General features: G+C 69.8%; 17 protein-coding genes and 1 pseudogene. 5 read left to right on the forward strand and 13 right to left on the reverse strand.

Features of this window, described 5'->3' with window-relative positions; genetic code table 11:
• Positions 1-566 precede the first annotated feature (566 nt).
• Positions 567-1,346, reverse strand: coding sequence for a GntR family transcriptional regulator (locus tag DNK56_RS09325; RefSeq protein ID WP_111332297.1), 780 nt, complete (start codon positions 1,344-1,346; stop codon positions 567-569).
• An 18-nt stretch (positions 1,347-1,364) separates the two neighbouring features.
• Here DNK56_RS09325 and DNK56_RS09330 point away from each other — a divergent pair, with 18 nt between their 5' ends.
• The 5 genes from DNK56_RS09330 to DNK56_RS09350 all read left to right on the forward strand — a co-directional run bounded on the left by DNK56_RS09330 (position 1,365) and on the right by DNK56_RS09350 (position 4,427).
• The gene (locus tag DNK56_RS09330; protein WP_111332299.1) at positions 1,365-1,853 is read left to right on the forward strand and encodes an NUDIX hydrolase; all 489 of its coding nucleotides are present in this window, start codon (positions 1,365-1,367) and stop codon (positions 1,851-1,853) included.
• 2 nt (positions 1,854-1,855) lie between these two features.
• Positions 1,856-2,215 (forward strand): hypothetical protein, encoded by a 360-nt coding sequence (locus tag DNK56_RS09335; RefSeq protein WP_111332301.1) that lies wholly within the window; start codon positions 1,856-1,858, stop codon positions 2,213-2,215.
• A gap of 64 nt (positions 2,216-2,279) precedes the next feature.
• On the forward strand, positions 2,280-3,107 hold the full coding sequence (locus DNK56_RS09340) for a hypothetical protein (RefSeq protein ID WP_146610505.1): 828 nt from the start codon (positions 2,280-2,282) through the stop codon (positions 3,105-3,107).
• A 120-nt stretch (positions 3,108-3,227) separates the two neighbouring features.
• The gene (locus tag DNK56_RS09345; RefSeq protein WP_111332305.1) at positions 3,228-3,452 is read left to right on the forward strand and encodes a hypothetical protein; all 225 of its coding nucleotides are present in this window, start codon (positions 3,228-3,230) and stop codon (positions 3,450-3,452) included.
• 168 nt (positions 3,453-3,620) lie between these two features.
• Positions 3,621-4,427 carry a putative protein N(5)-glutamine methyltransferase gene (locus DNK56_RS09350; protein WP_111332307.1) on the forward strand — a complete coding sequence of 269 codons (807 nt, stop codon included), beginning with the start codon at positions 3,621-3,623 and terminating at the stop codon, positions 4,425-4,427.
• A gap of 74 nt (positions 4,428-4,501) precedes the next feature.
• Here DNK56_RS09350 and DNK56_RS09355 read toward each other — a convergent pair whose 3' ends face one another.
• From DNK56_RS09355 to DNK56_RS09405, 12 genes and pseudogenes are all read right to left on the reverse strand, one after another.
• A complete protein-coding gene (locus tag DNK56_RS09355) occupies positions 4,502-5,284 on the reverse strand; it encodes a hypothetical protein (protein WP_111332309.1) in 783 nt (260 codons plus the stop codon).
• 111 nt (positions 5,285-5,395) lie between these two features.
• On the reverse strand, positions 5,396-5,878 hold the full coding sequence (locus DNK56_RS09360; RefSeq protein WP_111332311.1) for a hypothetical protein: 483 nt from the start codon (positions 5,876-5,878) through the stop codon (positions 5,396-5,398).
• A gap of 13 nt (positions 5,879-5,891) precedes the next feature.
• On the reverse strand, positions 5,892-6,563 hold the full coding sequence (locus tag DNK56_RS34665; protein ID WP_146610504.1) for a hypothetical protein: 672 nt from the start codon (positions 6,561-6,563) through the stop codon (positions 5,892-5,894).
• 143 nt (positions 6,564-6,706) lie between these two features.
• A complete protein-coding gene (locus DNK56_RS09370; protein ID WP_241989822.1) occupies positions 6,707-7,477 on the reverse strand; it encodes a hypothetical protein in 771 nt (256 codons plus the stop codon).
• 29 nt (positions 7,478-7,506) lie between these two features.
• On the reverse strand, positions 7,507-7,758 hold the full coding sequence (locus DNK56_RS09375) for a hypothetical protein (protein ID WP_111332315.1): 252 nt from the start codon (positions 7,756-7,758) through the stop codon (positions 7,507-7,509).
• Positions 7,759-7,864: 106 nt separating this feature from the next.
• Complete coding sequence (locus DNK56_RS09380; RefSeq protein WP_111332317.1) at positions 7,865-8,194, reverse strand: hypothetical protein; 330 nt, start codon at positions 8,192-8,194, stop codon at positions 7,865-7,867.
• Between the two features lie 29 nt (positions 8,195-8,223).
• Positions 8,224-8,598, reverse strand: coding sequence for a hypothetical protein (locus DNK56_RS09385; RefSeq protein WP_241989823.1), 375 nt, complete (start codon positions 8,596-8,598; stop codon positions 8,224-8,226).
• A 73-nt stretch (positions 8,599-8,671) separates the two neighbouring features.
• A complete protein-coding gene (locus tag DNK56_RS35290) occupies positions 8,672-8,809 on the reverse strand; it encodes a hypothetical protein (protein ID WP_199563809.1) in 138 nt (45 codons plus the stop codon).
• Between the two features lie 343 nt (positions 8,810-9,152).
• Positions 9,153-9,467: an RNA-binding protein gene (locus tag DNK56_RS34670; protein ID WP_146610503.1), complete on the reverse strand. Its 315-nt coding sequence runs from the start codon at positions 9,465-9,467 to the stop codon at positions 9,153-9,155.
• A 2-nt stretch (positions 9,468-9,469) separates the two neighbouring features.
• A complete protein-coding gene (locus tag DNK56_RS36440) occupies positions 9,470-13,441 on the reverse strand; it encodes an RHS repeat-associated core domain-containing protein (protein ID WP_274578584.1) in 3,972 nt (1,323 codons plus the stop codon).
• Positions 13,442-13,502: 61 nt separating this feature from the next.
• Positions 13,503-14,129: pseudogene (locus DNK56_RS36555) on the reverse strand (putative T7SS-secreted protein); the annotation flags it as partial.
• A gap of 2 nt (positions 14,130-14,131) precedes the next feature.
• Positions 14,132-14,788, reverse strand: a complete 657-nt coding sequence (locus tag DNK56_RS09405) for a hypothetical protein (protein ID WP_111332323.1) — start codon at positions 14,786-14,788, stop codon at positions 14,132-14,134.
• Positions 14,789-14,955: the final 167 nt, after the last annotated feature.

Raw genomic sequence — 14,955 nt, forward strand, 5'->3', positions numbered from 1 at the left:
GCCGGGGGCGTTGGACGGGCAGTCCGGGAGGACGCTGAGCCCGACTTCGGCGTCATGCCATCGGAGCCACAGAGCGGTGGTTGGGCCGGCCTCGTCGAGGAGTGCGTAGTGCGGGCCGTTCGTGTGGCCGGACAGTTGGCATTGTGCGGCGGCATCGACGCAACCTGACGCTGCCGTACGACGCGCCTCCTCGGCGAGGGACAGTGGCAGCCGACGCCAGAGCGCACACCGCATCACGACACCGCCCCGCTGGACGTGAGCGAGGTCCGCTCCGCGCACCGTGCGCAGTCGCACGGCGGGTATCCGCCCAGGACGGGCAGCGTTGGTGCATTCGGTGCCTGCACCACCGTGATGGGACCCCACGTCCGGCCCGAGTCATGTGACACCCGCAGCGTCATACGCGTAGCGGCAACCTTGAACGACGACATGAGCACCTCATGCGTAAGAGTCGACCTCATGTACTCATGTACATGAGTTACGTCGATGAGATTGCCCGACTTCTGTACATGAGTCAAGCGGCTGTCTTCGCTGCAATGTGCGCCGGTGCGCGCAAGGCTGACGTCCGCTCAGTCCGTTGCGGGAAAGCGGTACTCCAGGACGAACTGATCGGCGGCCATGAGCGTGTCGCACACCTCTACGATCCGCCCGGACGTCGCTTCGGCATCGCGTACGAGGTGGATCACCGGGGAACCCGGGCTGAGTGCCAGTGCGGATGCCTCGGCCTTGGTGGCGAGGCGGGCGCGTACCGTTTCGCTGAACTCCGCGAGGGTGTGGCCGTTCTCTTCGAGGCGCGCGTAGATCCCGCCCCCGCCGGGGTTTTCGGCGAACAGTTCCGGGATGTCCTTCGCGATGTCCCAGGGCAGGTAGGAGGTGGCCTCCTCGGTCGCGACGCCCTCGCGGAAGTAGCGGCGCTTGCGCGCGAGTACCTTGGAGCCGAGGGGTACGCCCAGCCGTTTCGCGATCTCCTCGGGTGCCTCGGCCGGGCCGATGAAGAGCACGGCCACGGAGGGCTTGCCGTCGGATTGCTCTGCTTCCGCGAGGTAGGCGGCCTTGCCCGCGTTCCGGTGTATGCGGCGGAACCGGTCGGAGGACTTGCGCTGCACGGGTGGCCGGGAGCGGACGAACGAGCCGCGTCCATGGTGGGTCTCGATCAACTGCGTGGCTCGCAGCTCCGCGACCGCCTTGCGCACGGTTCCCGAGGCGACCCCGTAACGCTCCATGAGGGTTGATTCGCTCGGTACAGGGTCCCCGGCTGCCAGTGTGCCGGACCTGATCTGTGCCGTGAGGTCGTCGGCGATCTGGAGATACTTCGCCTTGGCCGAAGAGGTTACGTCGCTGCCCGTCATGGTCCTTCTGAGTCTCCTATCCTCATGTACATGAGTAACATCCGCCGAGAGAGCCCGTCAACGCCGCTTCACTCCGTGTCCGTGGCCGGAGTCGTCGTCCGGGAGGACGGTCGCGTACTCGCGATCAGACGAGCCGACAACGGGACCTGGGAACCGCCTGGTGGCGTGCTCGAATTGGCCGAGGCTCCGGAGGACGGCGTCCGGCGCGAGGTCTTCGAGGAGACCGGTCTCAAGGTGCGGGCCGACCGGTTGACCGGGGTTTACAAGAACACGTCCCGAGGCATCGTCGCCCTGGTCTTCCGCTGCCGCACCGAGGGAGGCTGTGAGCAACTGTCCGACGAATCAACCGCAGTCGAGTGGCTGACCCCGGACGAGGTCACGGCCCGGATGGCCGAGGTCTACGCGGTCCGGGTCGCCGATGCCCTGCTCGACGGTGCGCCGCAGGTCCGCACGCACGACGGCAGGGCGTTCGCTCAGCGTGCGGAACACATCGCGAAGGAGGGGTAGTCATGTCGCAGCCCGAGGGTGCGCGGTTGTTTCGGGAGAGTTGGATCGCCGGGGTGCGGCGGCATTTTCCCGGGGAACCCAAGGCCGGGTACGTCACGCCGTGGGAGGAGACTCCGCTGTGGGAGCGGGAGGCGGCCGGGGCGGTGTACGAGCAGGTGCGGCAGTTCGTCGAGGTGAGCGGCGGGCACGCGGCGCGGCTCTCGCGGGAGCAGAAGGGGCGGTTCGTGGCGCTGTGCTGGACGGCCCAGATGTACAAGCACTTCGAGGAGCCGAAGCCCGGATACGTCGCGGACTGGGGCGAGTTGCCCCAGTGGCAGCGGGAGACCGACGCCGACATCTTCGAGGCCATCGTGGCCGCGTGACGGTGCGTCGAATGCCGGGACGAAGGACTCCCCCGGAGCGGTGTTCGCGCATACGATCACGCACATGTCCCTCACATCTCACATACCCCTTCTCCACGCCGGCACGGACACCGTCGTGCTCGTGGAGGACGGTGGGCTGACCGTGCGGCGCCCGCACGAGCAGGCGCACATTCCGCTGGCGGCCATCAACCGGGCGCGGGTCGAGGCGGACCACCTCGCTATCGAGCTGACCGCCTCGCCGGTCATGGACAAGCCGTTCGTCCACCGGGTCTGGGACGTGGCCGACGCCGGGGCCGCCACGGCCTTCGCCGACGCGGTGAACGCGGCGCTGCCGGAGCGGCCCGAAGGCGTGGACCCGGTCGACGGGGCGGGGCTCGTCTCCGGCGAGCGGCTGTACCAGCCGAGCTACCGGAGGTGGCTGCGCCGGATGCGGCTGGGCACGTACGCCGGGGTCGTGCTGGTCATCGGCGTGAGCGTGCTCGTGGGCGTCCTGGGCACCCCCACCAACCTGGCCGTCGTCACGCCGCTCGGCCTCGTCGCGATCCCCGTGCTCGCCCTCGGCGCGTTCCTTCTCTACACGCCGGTGGAAGAGCGGTATCTGCGCAAGCACGGCGTCCGGACCGCCGCCATCCGGCTCCACGGCCGGTCCGGCGAGTACGTGTTCACGGACCCGTCCGGCATGATCCGGACCGTGTTCTCCTCCGTGAACACCTGGAGCATCGAGGCGCTCTACGACCCGCGCGACCCCGGCCGCGTCCTGGCCCTGCGGTCGCGGAAACAGCGCCTGCCCGGCGTGCTCGCCATCGTCCTCGTCCTCGCCGTCGGCTTCCTCTTCGCGTACGTCTCCTTCGCCGCGGCTACCGGGATCGTCACCCCCGACGACGCGGTCTGAGACGTTCCGGCGCGAGGATCGGCCTCCCCGGCGGCCGGCCTGGACTACCTCCCCCCGGTACCGGACAATGGGCGGACGATCACGGGCCCCTCGCGGGGCGTGACCAGGGGGAGGGGCATCGTGCACGCGGTTCTTGGTCTGATGGGATTGCTTTCGGCACTGATCGTTCTGCTGATCGTGCGGGTGAACCTGCGTCAGCGGCGGCGTACCCACAACTTCGACGGCCAGGAGATCGAGCGGCAGCACAGCGCGGAGATCCGCAACATCCGCGCCGCGAACTCGTCGAACGCCGTCCACAACAGCTTCTTCAACGGCGGCGACGACTACCGGGCCCGGCGGCGCTGAGCGCCGTCTGAGGTAGTCTTTCGCATCCCCGCACGGGGACCTGACCAAGGAGGTGGGACCGATCACCGCTGTATCGCACCGGGTGCTCCCCTCCCGCGATCGCGTGGCCGACCGGACCTGACCCGGCCGCGGAGCACCCCTCGGCGTTTCTCCGAAAGGCTCCGCACCATGCCGGTCCCGCTGTCACCGTCCGCCCTGTCCTCCCTCGCCGCCGCACTGCGCGCCGCCGGTTGCGTCTTCGCCGAGGACGAGGCCGGGCTCATCGCCGCCACCGCCGACCACCCCGCCGACATCGATGCCATGGCGCGCCGGCGCGCCGCCGGACATCCCCTCGAACACGTCCTGGGCTGGGCCGAGTTCAACGGGCTGCGGATCGCCGTGGACCCCGGCGTCTTCGTCCCCCGCCGCCGCACCGAGTTCCTGATCGAACGGGCCGTCGCCCTCGCCCCGGACCCCGAGGGCGGCGGCCCGGCCGTCGTCGTCGACCTGTGCTGCGGCTCCGGCGCGCTCGGTGCCGCCCTCGCCGCGGCCCTGGACCGCGTCGAACTCCACGCCGCCGACGTCGAGCCCGCCGCCGTACGCTGCGCCCGCCGCAACATCGGGGAGCGCGGACGCGTCTACGAGGGCGACCTGTTCGCCCCACTGCCCGAAACGCTGCGCGGGCGCGTGGACGTGCTGCTCGCCAACGTGCCGTACGTACCGAGCGAGGACGTCCCCCTGCTGCCCGCCGAGGCCCGCGTCCACGAACCGCTCGTCGCGCTCGACGGCGGCGGCGACGGGCTCGACGTCCTGCGCCGCGTCGCCGCCGAGGCACCGCACTGGCTGACCCCCGGCGGCAGCCTCCTCGTCGAGACGAGCGAACGCCAGGCGCAACGCGCGGCACAGGCCGTCGCCGCCGCCGGCCTCACCGCCCGGGTGGCCACTTGCGAGGAGCGGTACGCGACCGTGGTGACGGGAACACGGGCAGCGGGCTGACGCGGCGACCGCCTCACCGGGCGACCGGTGCGGGCGGTTCCGGGTGAGAGTTTCTCCGAGCTGAGTGCGGTGGGCTATGGCTGTCGCCTGGCCGGGGTCTCGATGCAGTCCTTGACCAACTGGCTGATGAACGTGCGCAGGGCGTCTGCCCGGTGACGGTCCTCGCGCTGGTCGCGCAGGGCCTGATCGGCTGCCCGGAGCCGTTCGAGGGCCGCTGGTTCTCGGTCTTCCACGTCGAGGATCAGCGGCTGGGTGATCAGGTCCAGACACTCGGTGAACAGCCTTCGGACGGCGGCTGTCGGCGGGGCGGGGTCAGGGACGGCGTCCGGGGTGGTGACGTATCGCGCGGGGTCCGACAGGCTCCAGCCGACGACGGTGCCGTGCTGGACGAGGAGCGCCAGATCCTGGGCGATGCCGATGCGGGCGTCCAGGGGCTCGTCGAGGACATCGAGGTCGCGCAGGCAGGTCAGTACGGTGTCCCCGGAAGCGCGGCAGTGCACCGAGGTCACCTCGTGCCGGAAGTCCCGAGCCTCGTCCGCCCGCAGCCCGCCCGGGCGTACGGCGGGACGGAGCGGTACGCGAGCGCGGTCCCCGGCGTACGCGGACTCCTCGGGCACATGGAACTCCGCCCCGGACAGTTCCCGGCCGGCCGGGGTGAAGCGGAGGACATCAGGCGTGTCCCACAGACGTTCCTGGCTGCCGAATGTATGCAGCAGGAACTCCTCCCGCTCAGTCACGTCCACCCAGGGCATGACACGTACGGTCCGGCCTTCGAAGCGGGGGACGAGGCGCAGCGGCTCATCCGTCACCGTCGCGGACCAGCCACCGTCGAATCTCAGTTGCCTCGCCGTCACCATCTCATCCGGCCTTCCTGTCCTGTGTGTCGCAGTGGGCCACTGCGACAGGGAATTCTGAGAGAGACGCGTCGCGCTTTCACGGAACGGGCTTCCTGGCGTGGGCGCGGTGGTTCAGGCGGTGCCGGGTTCCTCCAGCGTCACCACGACCATCACCGGAAGATCGGTGTCCTGCTGGATCACACCGGCCGTCACGATCCGGGTGTCGAGGGTCCATCTCTTCACCGCGATGAATTCGTCCCTGTCCGCCTCCGTCTGCTCGGCCTCGACAAGGTGGCCGACGAGAGGGGATTCCTCGATCTCGGGCAGGAAGTCGGCCAGCGCCTGCTCACCCTGCTCGTAGACGGCTTCCAGGTCGTCGAAGTAGTCCGACTCGTCGACGTCGCGGATCCAGACGGCGAACGAGACGCTGACCGACCGACTGGGGAACGTCTGGATCCAGCTTCCGACGCCGTCCTTGTCCCACGACGTCTCCACGCCGTCGCGGGGCCTTTCCCCAGGCGTCCACTTCTGGGCAGTGAACCGTGCCGCCGCACCCTCGGCGGTCAGCGGGGCGACATCCCTGAGCTCTTCCAGCATTGCAATCACTACAGCCATGAACTCATTCCACTCATGCCGTTGCCGGGCACGTGATACATCCTCGCCTACCCGCTGGCGTAGGCCTCGGGGAAGGCCTTGGACAGTACGTCGTTTCGCAGTACGGCGGCCCGTGGGGGCAGCTCGCGCCATGCGCCCCACGGAAATCCGGCGTGAGCGCTTGACGCTGCTCAGCAAGGCCGCCTGCGTGGTTGTACTCAACGAACTCCGGGCAGAGCCAGAACGAGATGAATTCCGTACCGTTCAGACCAAGATGAACGCCATCGGCGATCTCGACCAGCTTCTCGGGAACCCGTCGATCTCGCACGACTCGGACCAGCCCCGAAGCCTCATCGAACAGAAAATCCCAGCCTGATCGAGCGATCGATGCAGAAATATGCTCCTCAAACGGCGGGTCATCCAGTTTTACTGCCACGGCACCGCCGGCGGAGGTCGGCAGTTTCAATTTCTCCCGCTGCCACGATTCCTTCGGCAAGTAGCCCCACACATAGAGGGCGCGACCGCTGTCCACCGCGACTTCCAGTTGAAGGGTGTCGGCGACGAGACTCGTCCGCCCTCCGCCCCCTTCCAGCCGAGCCAGGTCGTCAAGGCTTTGCGGCCGGAAGGAGAACCCTCGGTCAGCCTCGGAGTAGCGAAGCGTACCCGCCAGAGGGGTCGCTGCTTCAATGATGAATTCGTGCGCCATTCCTACCTGACGAAGTTGAAGCGGAGGATGATGTCGGTATCGGTGTCGACAACCAACTCCCAGGTCCGTCCTTTCGGTTGAAGGGGACGGCACGCGACGGCCTTGCGGTGTCGTCCGGGGAGTCGGCCACTTCGCGCGGCGGGCTATGGCTGTCGCCCGGGCGCGTCGAGGTAGTCCTCGACGTATTGGCTGATGACCGTGCGCAGGGCGTTCGCCCGGTGGCGGTCCTCGCGCTGGTCGTGCAGGGCCTGATCGGCTGCCCGGAGCCGTTCGAGGGCGGCCGGTTCGCCTTCCGAGAGCGCGAAGGCCATCGGCTCGGCGAGCAGGTCCATGCACTCGGTGAACAGTCTGCGGGTGGCGGCCGCCGGCGGGTCGGGGTCGGGATCGACGTACGGGGTGGTCACGTAGCGCACGGGATCGGTGAGACTCCAGCCGACGACGGTGCCGTGCTGGACGAGGAGCGCCAGGTCCTGGGCGATGCGTACGCGCGCCTCCAGCGGCTCGTCGAGGACGTCGAGGTCGCGGAGGCAGGTCAGCACGGAGTCGCCGGGGGTACGGCACAGTACAGTGCAGGCCTCCAGCCGGAAGTCCTTGACCTGGTCCGCGCGGAGCCCGCCCGACCGCGTCTCGGGCGGGAGACGGAGACGAGCCGAGTCCTCCGCCGACGCCTCGTCTTCCGGAATGCAGAATTCGGCCCCGACCAGCCGCCGGTCGTCCGGATCGAAGCGCAGGATGTCGACCACGTCCCACAGCCAGTCCTGGCTGCCGAAGGTACCCAGGAGGAACGCCTCCCGTTCCACGGTGTTCGCGCAGGGGGAAAGCTGCAGGTCGGTATGGAGACGGGGAACGAGATCGAGCGGCTCGCCCGTCACCGTCGCAAACCAGTCACCGTCGAATCCCAGTCGCACCGCCATCATCACCTCATCCGATCCGGCTGGTTGGCTCACTCACCGGTTCTGCCGAATACCCAGGGCCAAGGGCTGCCCGGTTCCGCGTTGTTCCAGAAGGGTTCGCCCACGCGGACTCTGATCTGCCTCTTCCGTTCGTCGTGGTAGGCCACTTCGCCGGAGACCCCGGCCCCGACCTCGGGCAGGCCGGCCACCGGCGGGCCGGGGTTGTACGAGGCGATGTCCAGAAACCCGATCACCTCGGGAGAGCCGTCCAGCTCGATGAACACCCCGAACGGGCGCCGCACTCGTACCACCCCGTGAGCCGTGCTGCCGACGGGGTGCCGGAGTTTCGCGTCTTCCCATGCGTCTTTCATGACCACCGGGCGACGAGCCTACCGGTGGTGGGCAGAGCTACTCCAACTCAGCCGCGCGGCTCTTGAGTTCTTCGGCGAACGCGTCCCAGTCGGGCCCGAAGCAGAGCAGGTCGGCGGCTGCTTCGCGGAGCAGTCGCGGGTCATCAGGACGTTGCAGGCAGGCCAGGCGGTAGGCGAGGTTCCGGGCCCAGGGAGGCAACGCCGTCCAGTCCTCGGCCAGGATCTCGCGAAGCATGGCAAGGATCTCATCAGCCGTCGCGAAGGTGAGCGTCTCCACGAAATCGCGGGCGGCTTCGTTGATCTGCCGGCTGTCGGCGCCGTCGATCGCCCGGCTGAGACGCCTGGCGGCGAGGGCCAGGGCGGCCATCTCTCGCTCCCCTCCTGTGAACCGGCCGCCTATGAGAACAGGAGGCGGTCGCTCACCGAAATGCGGGGCGTCACCTGAATGTCCAGGGAGCCCGTGCACTCGCCCATGTGGAATTCGATGGAAATACCCTTCGCCGAATTCCCTGATGTGAAGGAGAGACGCGTCGCTCCTTCACGGAAGAGGTCCATCATCCCGACCCCCTGATCGTTCACCCAGCGAATCCTCACCGACCTCCCCACCGCATCGTAGGAGAAGACGACCGACTGCCCCGTGTCATCGTGCAGGGTGAGAACCCGCGCGCCGCTCTCGTCCGCGTCCGGCCATTCGCCGGTGGCCTCGTAGACGGCCTCGTCGTCGGGGGTGAGGAACTCTCCGTACATGTCCGCCTTCACTTCCCACGTCACCGAGTGCTGGGGATGCCGGTCCCGCATCGCCTGGGGCTGCGCGGTCCGTCGCCGACGATGAGTGTGGCGGCCCTCACGTCGACGTCCCTCCCTCCGGACCGCGCACGGTCTCGATCCGCAAGCGGGCGACGGTGCGCGGCCCCTCCAGCACCACCAGTTCGGCTCCGGGACGCATGTGGGGAGCGGCCAACTCGGGCACGAGGAATCCCACCAGACACCTCCAGTGTCCTTTGTCCAGCCGTTCGGTCTCCTGTAGCAAGATACTCAGCTGGTCAGCTGATGCCGACCAGCCCGGCCGGATTTCCTCCTCGGAGCCCTGGACGAAAACCGCCGTCGCCATATAGACGGGGGCGGTGGGCGGGCCCGACTGTCGTCCTCCCTGTCGACGTGTCAGCCATGCGACCACGCCCTCGCCTGCTGGATCTTCGATTGTCTGCATTACGGCCACAGCTCGATGCCGCTCGCGTGTTCGTTGATCGAGCTACTCCAGTTCAGCTGGGCCGGGCATCTCCTGCTCCCCCATCGGGGTTTGCCGAATCTCGGGGGATTCGGGTTCAGTTCGCACCTGAGCCCCCGCCCATGTCCGCCCGTCCGGCATCGTCATTCCAGAACGGTGCGCCCACCCGCACTCGGATCTGCCTCTGCTGCTCGTCGTGGAAAGCCACTTCGCCGAAGACTCCTTCTCCGACCTCGGGCAGTTCGACTACCAGTGGATCGGGATTGTACGAGGCGATGTCCAGGAGTGCGATCACTTCGGGAGCACCGTCCAACTCGATGAACACTCCGAACGGGCGCCGCACACGGACCACCCCGTGAGCCCTGCCGCCGACCGGATACCGGAGCTTCGCGTCTTCCCATGCGTCTTCCACTGCTACCTGTGCCTCACCCTGGGGTAGTGGTTCAGATCCTCCACCGAGGTGTTCGGGATCTCGATCTCGGTCAAGGTGCCACCTTCATAGGGGCGCTCGTATTGCCCGAAGCGAAGATCGTACTCTTCTCGGGGAATCTTGATCTCAATAATTCCTTCGCCATAGTGCTTGGCGTACTTCTCTGCGATTTCACGCTCCTTGGCGAAATATGCCTTTCCGTTCATGTACGGGTCATGAGGCCCACCCGGGAAGTCTTCGGCTCGGTATCCCACAGTTTCCTGAATGTCGCCTTGCCCTCGTTGAGGGGCCTTGTAGATTGACTGATAGTCGGGAGCGAGACCGAGCGCGTCGGACCCTGTGGTCGGGTTGTCCACGTACGTGTTCGGGTTGGGGGCCGGGGCCAGGCCCAGGGGGTCTGGGGAGGTGTAGCGGCCTGTGGACGGGTCGTAGTGGCGGAAGACGTTGTAGTGGAGGCCGGTTTCCGGGTCGTAGTACTGGCCGGGGAAGCGGAGCGGGGTGTACGTGGTGCTGGTGCGGGGCCAGGTGGTGGTGCCCCAGAGGGTGGTGCGGGAGTGCCAGGCGGTGTGGCCGGTCTCGTCGATGAGTTCGGTGGGGGTGCCGACGAGGTCGGTGGCGATGGCGAAGAAGCGGCGGTCGATCTCCGTGTGGTGGTCGTCGGCCGTGAGGATGCGTTCGGTCTGGGCGAGGGGGGCCGGGCCGTGGTGGTCCCAGGTGAGGGCGACCGCGGTCGGGGTGTCGGGCCGGTGGGTGGTCTGTTCGCAGAGGGTGAGGCCGTCCCAGGTGAACCGGGTCTCCTCGGCCACGTCCCCGTTGGCGGTCAGGCGTTGTTTCGCCGTGCGGCGGCCGAGCGGGTCGTAGTGGTAGCGCCAGCGGGTGCCGTCGGGGGTGGTGACGGAGGTGAGGCGGCTCTCCGTGTCCCAGGTGTAGTGCCAGGTGTCGGGTTTGCGGGACAGCCGGGTCCTGCGGCGCAGTGTGACCCGGCCGAGGGCGTCGTACGCGAAGCGGGTGTCGCCGGCGCGGGTGAGGGTGGTGGCGGTGTAGGCGCGGGAGCCGGTGGCTTCGGCGCCGGGGTGGCCGGAGGGCCAGGTGGCGGAGGTCTGGTTGCCGGCGTCGTCGTAGGTGTAGCGCTCGGTCCAGTCCTTGGCGTGGACGGCGGTGACGCGGCCCACCGGGTCGAGGTCGAAGGTGCGGGTGCCGGACTTCCGGTCGGCGACGGACACGAGGTGGCCGTCGGCGCGGTAGGTGTAGGCGCGGCTGTTGACGCGGCGGGGTCCGGCGTCGATGTGCTGGGCGGTGAGGCGGCCGGCCTCGTCCCAGGCGGAGGTCATGGTGAGCGCGTCGTCGTAGGCGCGGGTGAGTTCGCGGCCGGCGTCGTCGTGCGTGAAGTCGATGCGGTGGCCGCCGCTGGTGAGGCTGCGGGCGCGGCCGTCGGGAGCGTACGTGTAGGAGGTGGCGTGGCCGGTGGGTGTGACGCGCCCGGTACGGCGGCCCAGCGCGTCGTAGGAGTAGGAGAGGGCACGGCCGTCCACCAGTTCGGTCTTGACCGCGCCCCGGCGGTCGTACCGGTAGCGGATCTCGCTGTCCGGGCCCACCGCTTCGAGCAGCCGCCCCGCCCGGTCGTAGGCGTACGTCGTCACCCGGCCGCCGACGTCCTTGCGGATCACCCGGCCGAGTGGGTCGCGTTCGAAGGTGATGGTCCCGCCGAGGGCGTCGGTGCGGGCGGTGATCCGGTTCGCCGCGTCCGTCTCGTAGGCGAGGGTGCGGCCGTCGAAGTCGGTTTCCGCGACGAGGCGACCCGCCGCGTCGTACGCGTAGTCCCAGGTCAGGCCCTGCGGGTTGGTGACGCGGGTGAGGCGCAGCTCCCGGTCGTGCTCGAACGCGTAGCGGGCGCCGTCCGGTCCGGTGCGGGCGGCGAGGAGGTCGAAGTGGGTGTACTCGAAGCGGCTGGTCCCGCCCGCCGCGTCGGTGTGCGTGAGCGCGTTGCCCTCGCCGTCGTACGTCCATGACTCGGTGGCGCCGTCCGGTGCGGTGCGCCGGGCGAGTCCGCCGTCGGGGTGCCATTCCAGGCGGGTGACGGCGCCCACCGGGTCGGTGATGCGGACGGGCCGTCCGAGGGGGTCCCGCTCGGTGCGGGTGACGGCTCCGCCGGGGCCGGTCACCCGTACGGTCAGGCCGGCGGCGTCGCACTCGATGTGGGTGGTGGCGCCGAGGGCGTCGGTGGCCGAGGTGAGGCGGCCCGCGTCGTCGTAGGTGTAGCGGGTGGTGGCCCCGGCCGCGTCGGTGACGGCCGTGCGGTTGCCGCGTTCGTCGAACTCCTGCGTGCGGCGGGCACCGTCCGGCTCGTTGATCTCCACAGGTAGTCCGAGCGAACCGTACTCGACTCGGACTTGGTTGCCATCGGCCCGGGTGATCGCGGCGAGTCGGCTGTTGTCGTCGTAGGTGTAGGTGGTGGTGTGACCCAGTGGGTCGGTGCGGGAGTGCGGGTTGCCGTGTGGGTCGTGGGTGAAGCGGGTGGTGCGGCCGAGCGGATCGGTGATGGCGAGCGGGAGGCAGCCGGGGCCGAAGAGGTGGCGGGTGGTGTGGCCGTCGGCGGTGGTGAGCGTGGTGGTGCGGTGGCCGGACTCGGGGTCGGTGTAGGCGAGGGTGATCTGTACGTGGCCGGCCTCGCCGCCCTCCGCGACGACGCGGTCCCGGTCGTCGTAGACGTAGTCGTAGCGGCTGTCGTTGGAGTCGATCCAGGCGGTGACACGGTGGCGGTCGTCGTAGACGAAGGTGGTCGTGGCGCCGGACGGCTTGGTAACGGCGGTGAGGTCGCCGTCCGTGTAGCCGTAGCTCATCAGGAGCAGGTCCGTGGCGTCCGCACCCGCACCCGTCAGGGACAGGGCGGTGATCCGGCCGTCGGCGGTCGTCAGGCCGAGCCGCCGGCCCGCGGAGTGGACCAGGGCCAGCGGCAGGCCGCCCTCGGCGCGCTCGACGGTGATGCGGTGGCCGTTGCGATCGGTGATCTCGCCGAGCCAGGCGACGCCGTCGCCCCCGGGCTCCGCGCCGGGCGGGGCGTCGAAGTCGAGGACCAGGCCGCTGTCGGGGTCGGTGACCGTGTAGTCGCCGTTCGCGTCGCGGGCCAGCAGCGTACGGGCCCGCCCGGACTCCGGCCGGACGGGCGCGCCGGGTGCCGGGTGCGGGTAGCGGATCAGGAGGCCGTCCGCGGTGACGTGGAGGACGCCGACGGAGTCGATCTGGAGGCGTTCGTCGACGGTGGAGGTCCAGGACGGGCCCAGGAAGCGGCCGGCGGTCAGGCCGGACTCGGTGCGGCGGGTGAACAGCAGCGGCAGGATGCCGGGGAGCGCGACATCGGTCTGCGGCAGGAACATCCGGCCCGTGGCCAGGTCGACGGGGTCGGTGCCGTCGGTGACGCGCCGGCCGTCCGACCGGGTGTGGGTGCCCTCCGGGGCGTCGTCCGCCAGTCGCCGCAGCCGGGCGATGTCGGACGCCTCGTCGACGACGCGCAGGCCCTTGACCGCGGCGCCGCCGCCTCCCGTGGCGGCGGTCAGCGCGAGGTCGGGGATCAGCCGGCCGACGCCCTCGGCCGGGTCCTTCATGAAGTCCTGGACCATCCGGCTGCCGGTGCCGGCCGGGTCGTTCGCGGCGACCACCAGCCCGGCCGCCAGGCTGTTGAGCGAGGTGGCGTACTGCGCCGGGTGCGTCAGGTTGTACGGGTCCATCGGGTTGACGCCCCGCACGAGGTTGACGATGCCCGCCGACGCCTTGATGATCCCGCCGTCCAGGTGCATGCCCATGACCTGGGACTCCTCGAACCCGTCCCGCACCTGCCCGGCGTACGACGGCTTCCGCGGCGCCAGGTCGCGGGCGGCCCTGACCGCCGTCCGGGCGGTCTCGGCCGCGGAGTTGCGCTGCTCGCGGGCGGCGGCGAGTAAGTCCTGCGCGTCCTGCATCAGCTGCTTGCCCGGGGTCGGTGAACGTCGACGGCGGCCGCGGCGGCAGCGAGGACGGGTCACGCCGGTCGGCGGGCAGGGCGTTGCAGCGGTCGACGGCGCTGTTGTAGTCGTCCACCTTCTTGCGGTGGGCGTCCGCGGCGTCCTCGGACGCCTTGACGCCCGCCTTCCACTTGTCGATCGCCGTCTGCGCCTGGCCCTGTGCCCAGGTGACGGTGTCCGCGAAGGCGTCGAGAGCCCCCAGCGCCCCGGCCGCGGCGTCGGCGGCCGCGTACCACTTCGGCGGCTGGGTGCTCACCGCGGTGCGCAGGGCGTCGGCCGTCTCGCCCTTGAGCTCTCCGGAGTCCAGCCCCTTCAGCCCGTCCCCGGTGCCGTCGAACGCGGCCCGGAAGGCCCGGAGCTTCGCGACCGTGGCAGTGATCTCGGCGGGGCTGCCGTAGACGAGCTCGGTCCTGTCCTCGGTCTGCCCGAGGTCCATCTCGTCGACCTCGGCGCCCATCCGGTTGGCGACGGAACGGGACTGTTCACGCACCCAGTCCGCGCCGGACTGCCAGCCGACGTCATCCAGCCGGTCGGCCGTCCAGTTCCCCACGTCCTCGACCCGGTCGCCGGCCCACTCGATACCGTCCTCGACCGCGTTCTCGACCGGGTCGGGCGTCAGGTCGCTGATGACGTCGCCTATGCCCACGGTCAGTCGCCCCCCGGCTCACTTCGCTGCTGTGCCCGCTGTGCGCGCTCTTCCGGGGACGGGCCGAACGTCTCGTCCAGCATGCCGTCGAACTGCTCGTCGGAGATCCCCAGCGCGCTGTTGAACATGTCGGCCCGGCGGCCGCCGGTGCCCTCGGTGAGGACCGTGCGGCCGGTGTCCTTCCAGGTCTGCCCCATGTCCTGGCCGGCCCGCTGGAACGACTCCGGGCTGTAGTCCGGGTCCAGGTAGTCCGGCGTGAGGACGTCGCCCCAGTCCTGCCGGGCGATCTCCTCCTCGCTCGCGTGCGGGTTCCCGCCGAACAGGGCGTTGGCGCCCACCTTGAGCGTGCCCGCGAGGTACTGGTCGTGCTCCCACTGCGTACCCGCCGCCAGACCCAGCAGATTCGCGAGCCCACTGGCGTCCCGCACCAGAGCCCGCACCCCCCACTCCCAGCGCTCGCAGAAGTCCTCGAAGTCCACCGAGAGCCCGTGGTGCCCGGCCTCCATCCCGGTCATCGCCAGCCCCGAGAACCCCTTGCCCAGCACCGAACCGGTCGCCCCACCGAGCTCCCCCAGCCCGTCGACGGTCGTATTCAGGCCCTTGGTGAACTCGGCGACCGACGCCTTGTCCAGACGCAGGTCCGCGCCGTCACCGCTCACACCCGCACCCCTCGCCCCGATCGCTCCACGGCCCCTCCCCCTCGTCCGGCAACCCGCCCCACCGTAGAGCACACGCCCGGAGGCACGGGCGCGGTTCCCGCCGCCCCGCCCCAACGCCCCGCAGCACCGCCGGTCCCCGCGGCCCGTCGGGGCAGCGCCTAAACTCC

Origin of the sequence: Streptomyces sp. AC1-42W, from assembly GCF_003248355.1 — a bacterium.
GTDB lineage: Bacteria > Actinomycetota > Actinomycetes > Streptomycetales > Streptomycetaceae > Streptomyces.

What these genes read in the sequence shown, in the direction of transcription:
- DNK56_RS09350 (WP_111332307.1), top strand. Translation starts at nt 3,621, where the DNA reads ATGCCGGTCCCGCTGTCACCGTCCGCCCTGTCCTCCCTCGCCGCCGCA.
- DNK56_RS09325 (WP_111332297.1), bottom strand. Translation starts at nt 1,346, where the DNA reads ATGACGGGCAGCGACGTAACCTCTTCGGCCAAGGCGAAGTATCTCCAG.
- DNK56_RS09340 (WP_146610505.1), top strand. Translation starts at nt 2,280, where the DNA reads ATGTCCCTCACATCTCACATACCCCTTCTCCACGCCGGCACGGACACC.
- DNK56_RS09360 (WP_111332311.1), bottom strand. Translation starts at nt 5,878, where the DNA reads ATGGCTGTAGTGATTGCAATGCTGGAAGAGCTCAGGGATGTCGCCCCG.
- DNK56_RS09380 (WP_111332317.1), bottom strand. Translation starts at nt 8,194, where the DNA reads ATGGCCGCCCTGGCCCTCGCCGCCAGGCGTCTCAGCCGGGCGATCGAC.
- DNK56_RS34665 (WP_146610504.1), bottom strand. Translation starts at nt 6,563, where the DNA reads ATGGCGCACGAATTCATCATTGAAGCAGCGACCCCTCTGGCGGGTACG.
- DNK56_RS09370 (WP_241989822.1), bottom strand. Translation starts at nt 7,477, where the DNA reads ATGGCGGTGCGACTGGGATTCGACGGTGACTGGTTTGCGACGGTGACG.
- DNK56_RS36440 (WP_274578584.1), bottom strand. Translation starts at nt 13,441, where the DNA reads ATGCAGGACGCGCAGGACTTACTCGCCGCCGCCCGCGAGCAGCGCAAC.
- DNK56_RS09355 (WP_111332309.1), bottom strand. Translation starts at nt 5,284, where the DNA reads ATGGTGACGGCGAGGCAACTGAGATTCGACGGTGGCTGGTCCGCGACG.
- DNK56_RS09335 (WP_111332301.1), top strand. Translation starts at nt 1,856, where the DNA reads ATGTCGCAGCCCGAGGGTGCGCGGTTGTTTCGGGAGAGTTGGATCGCC.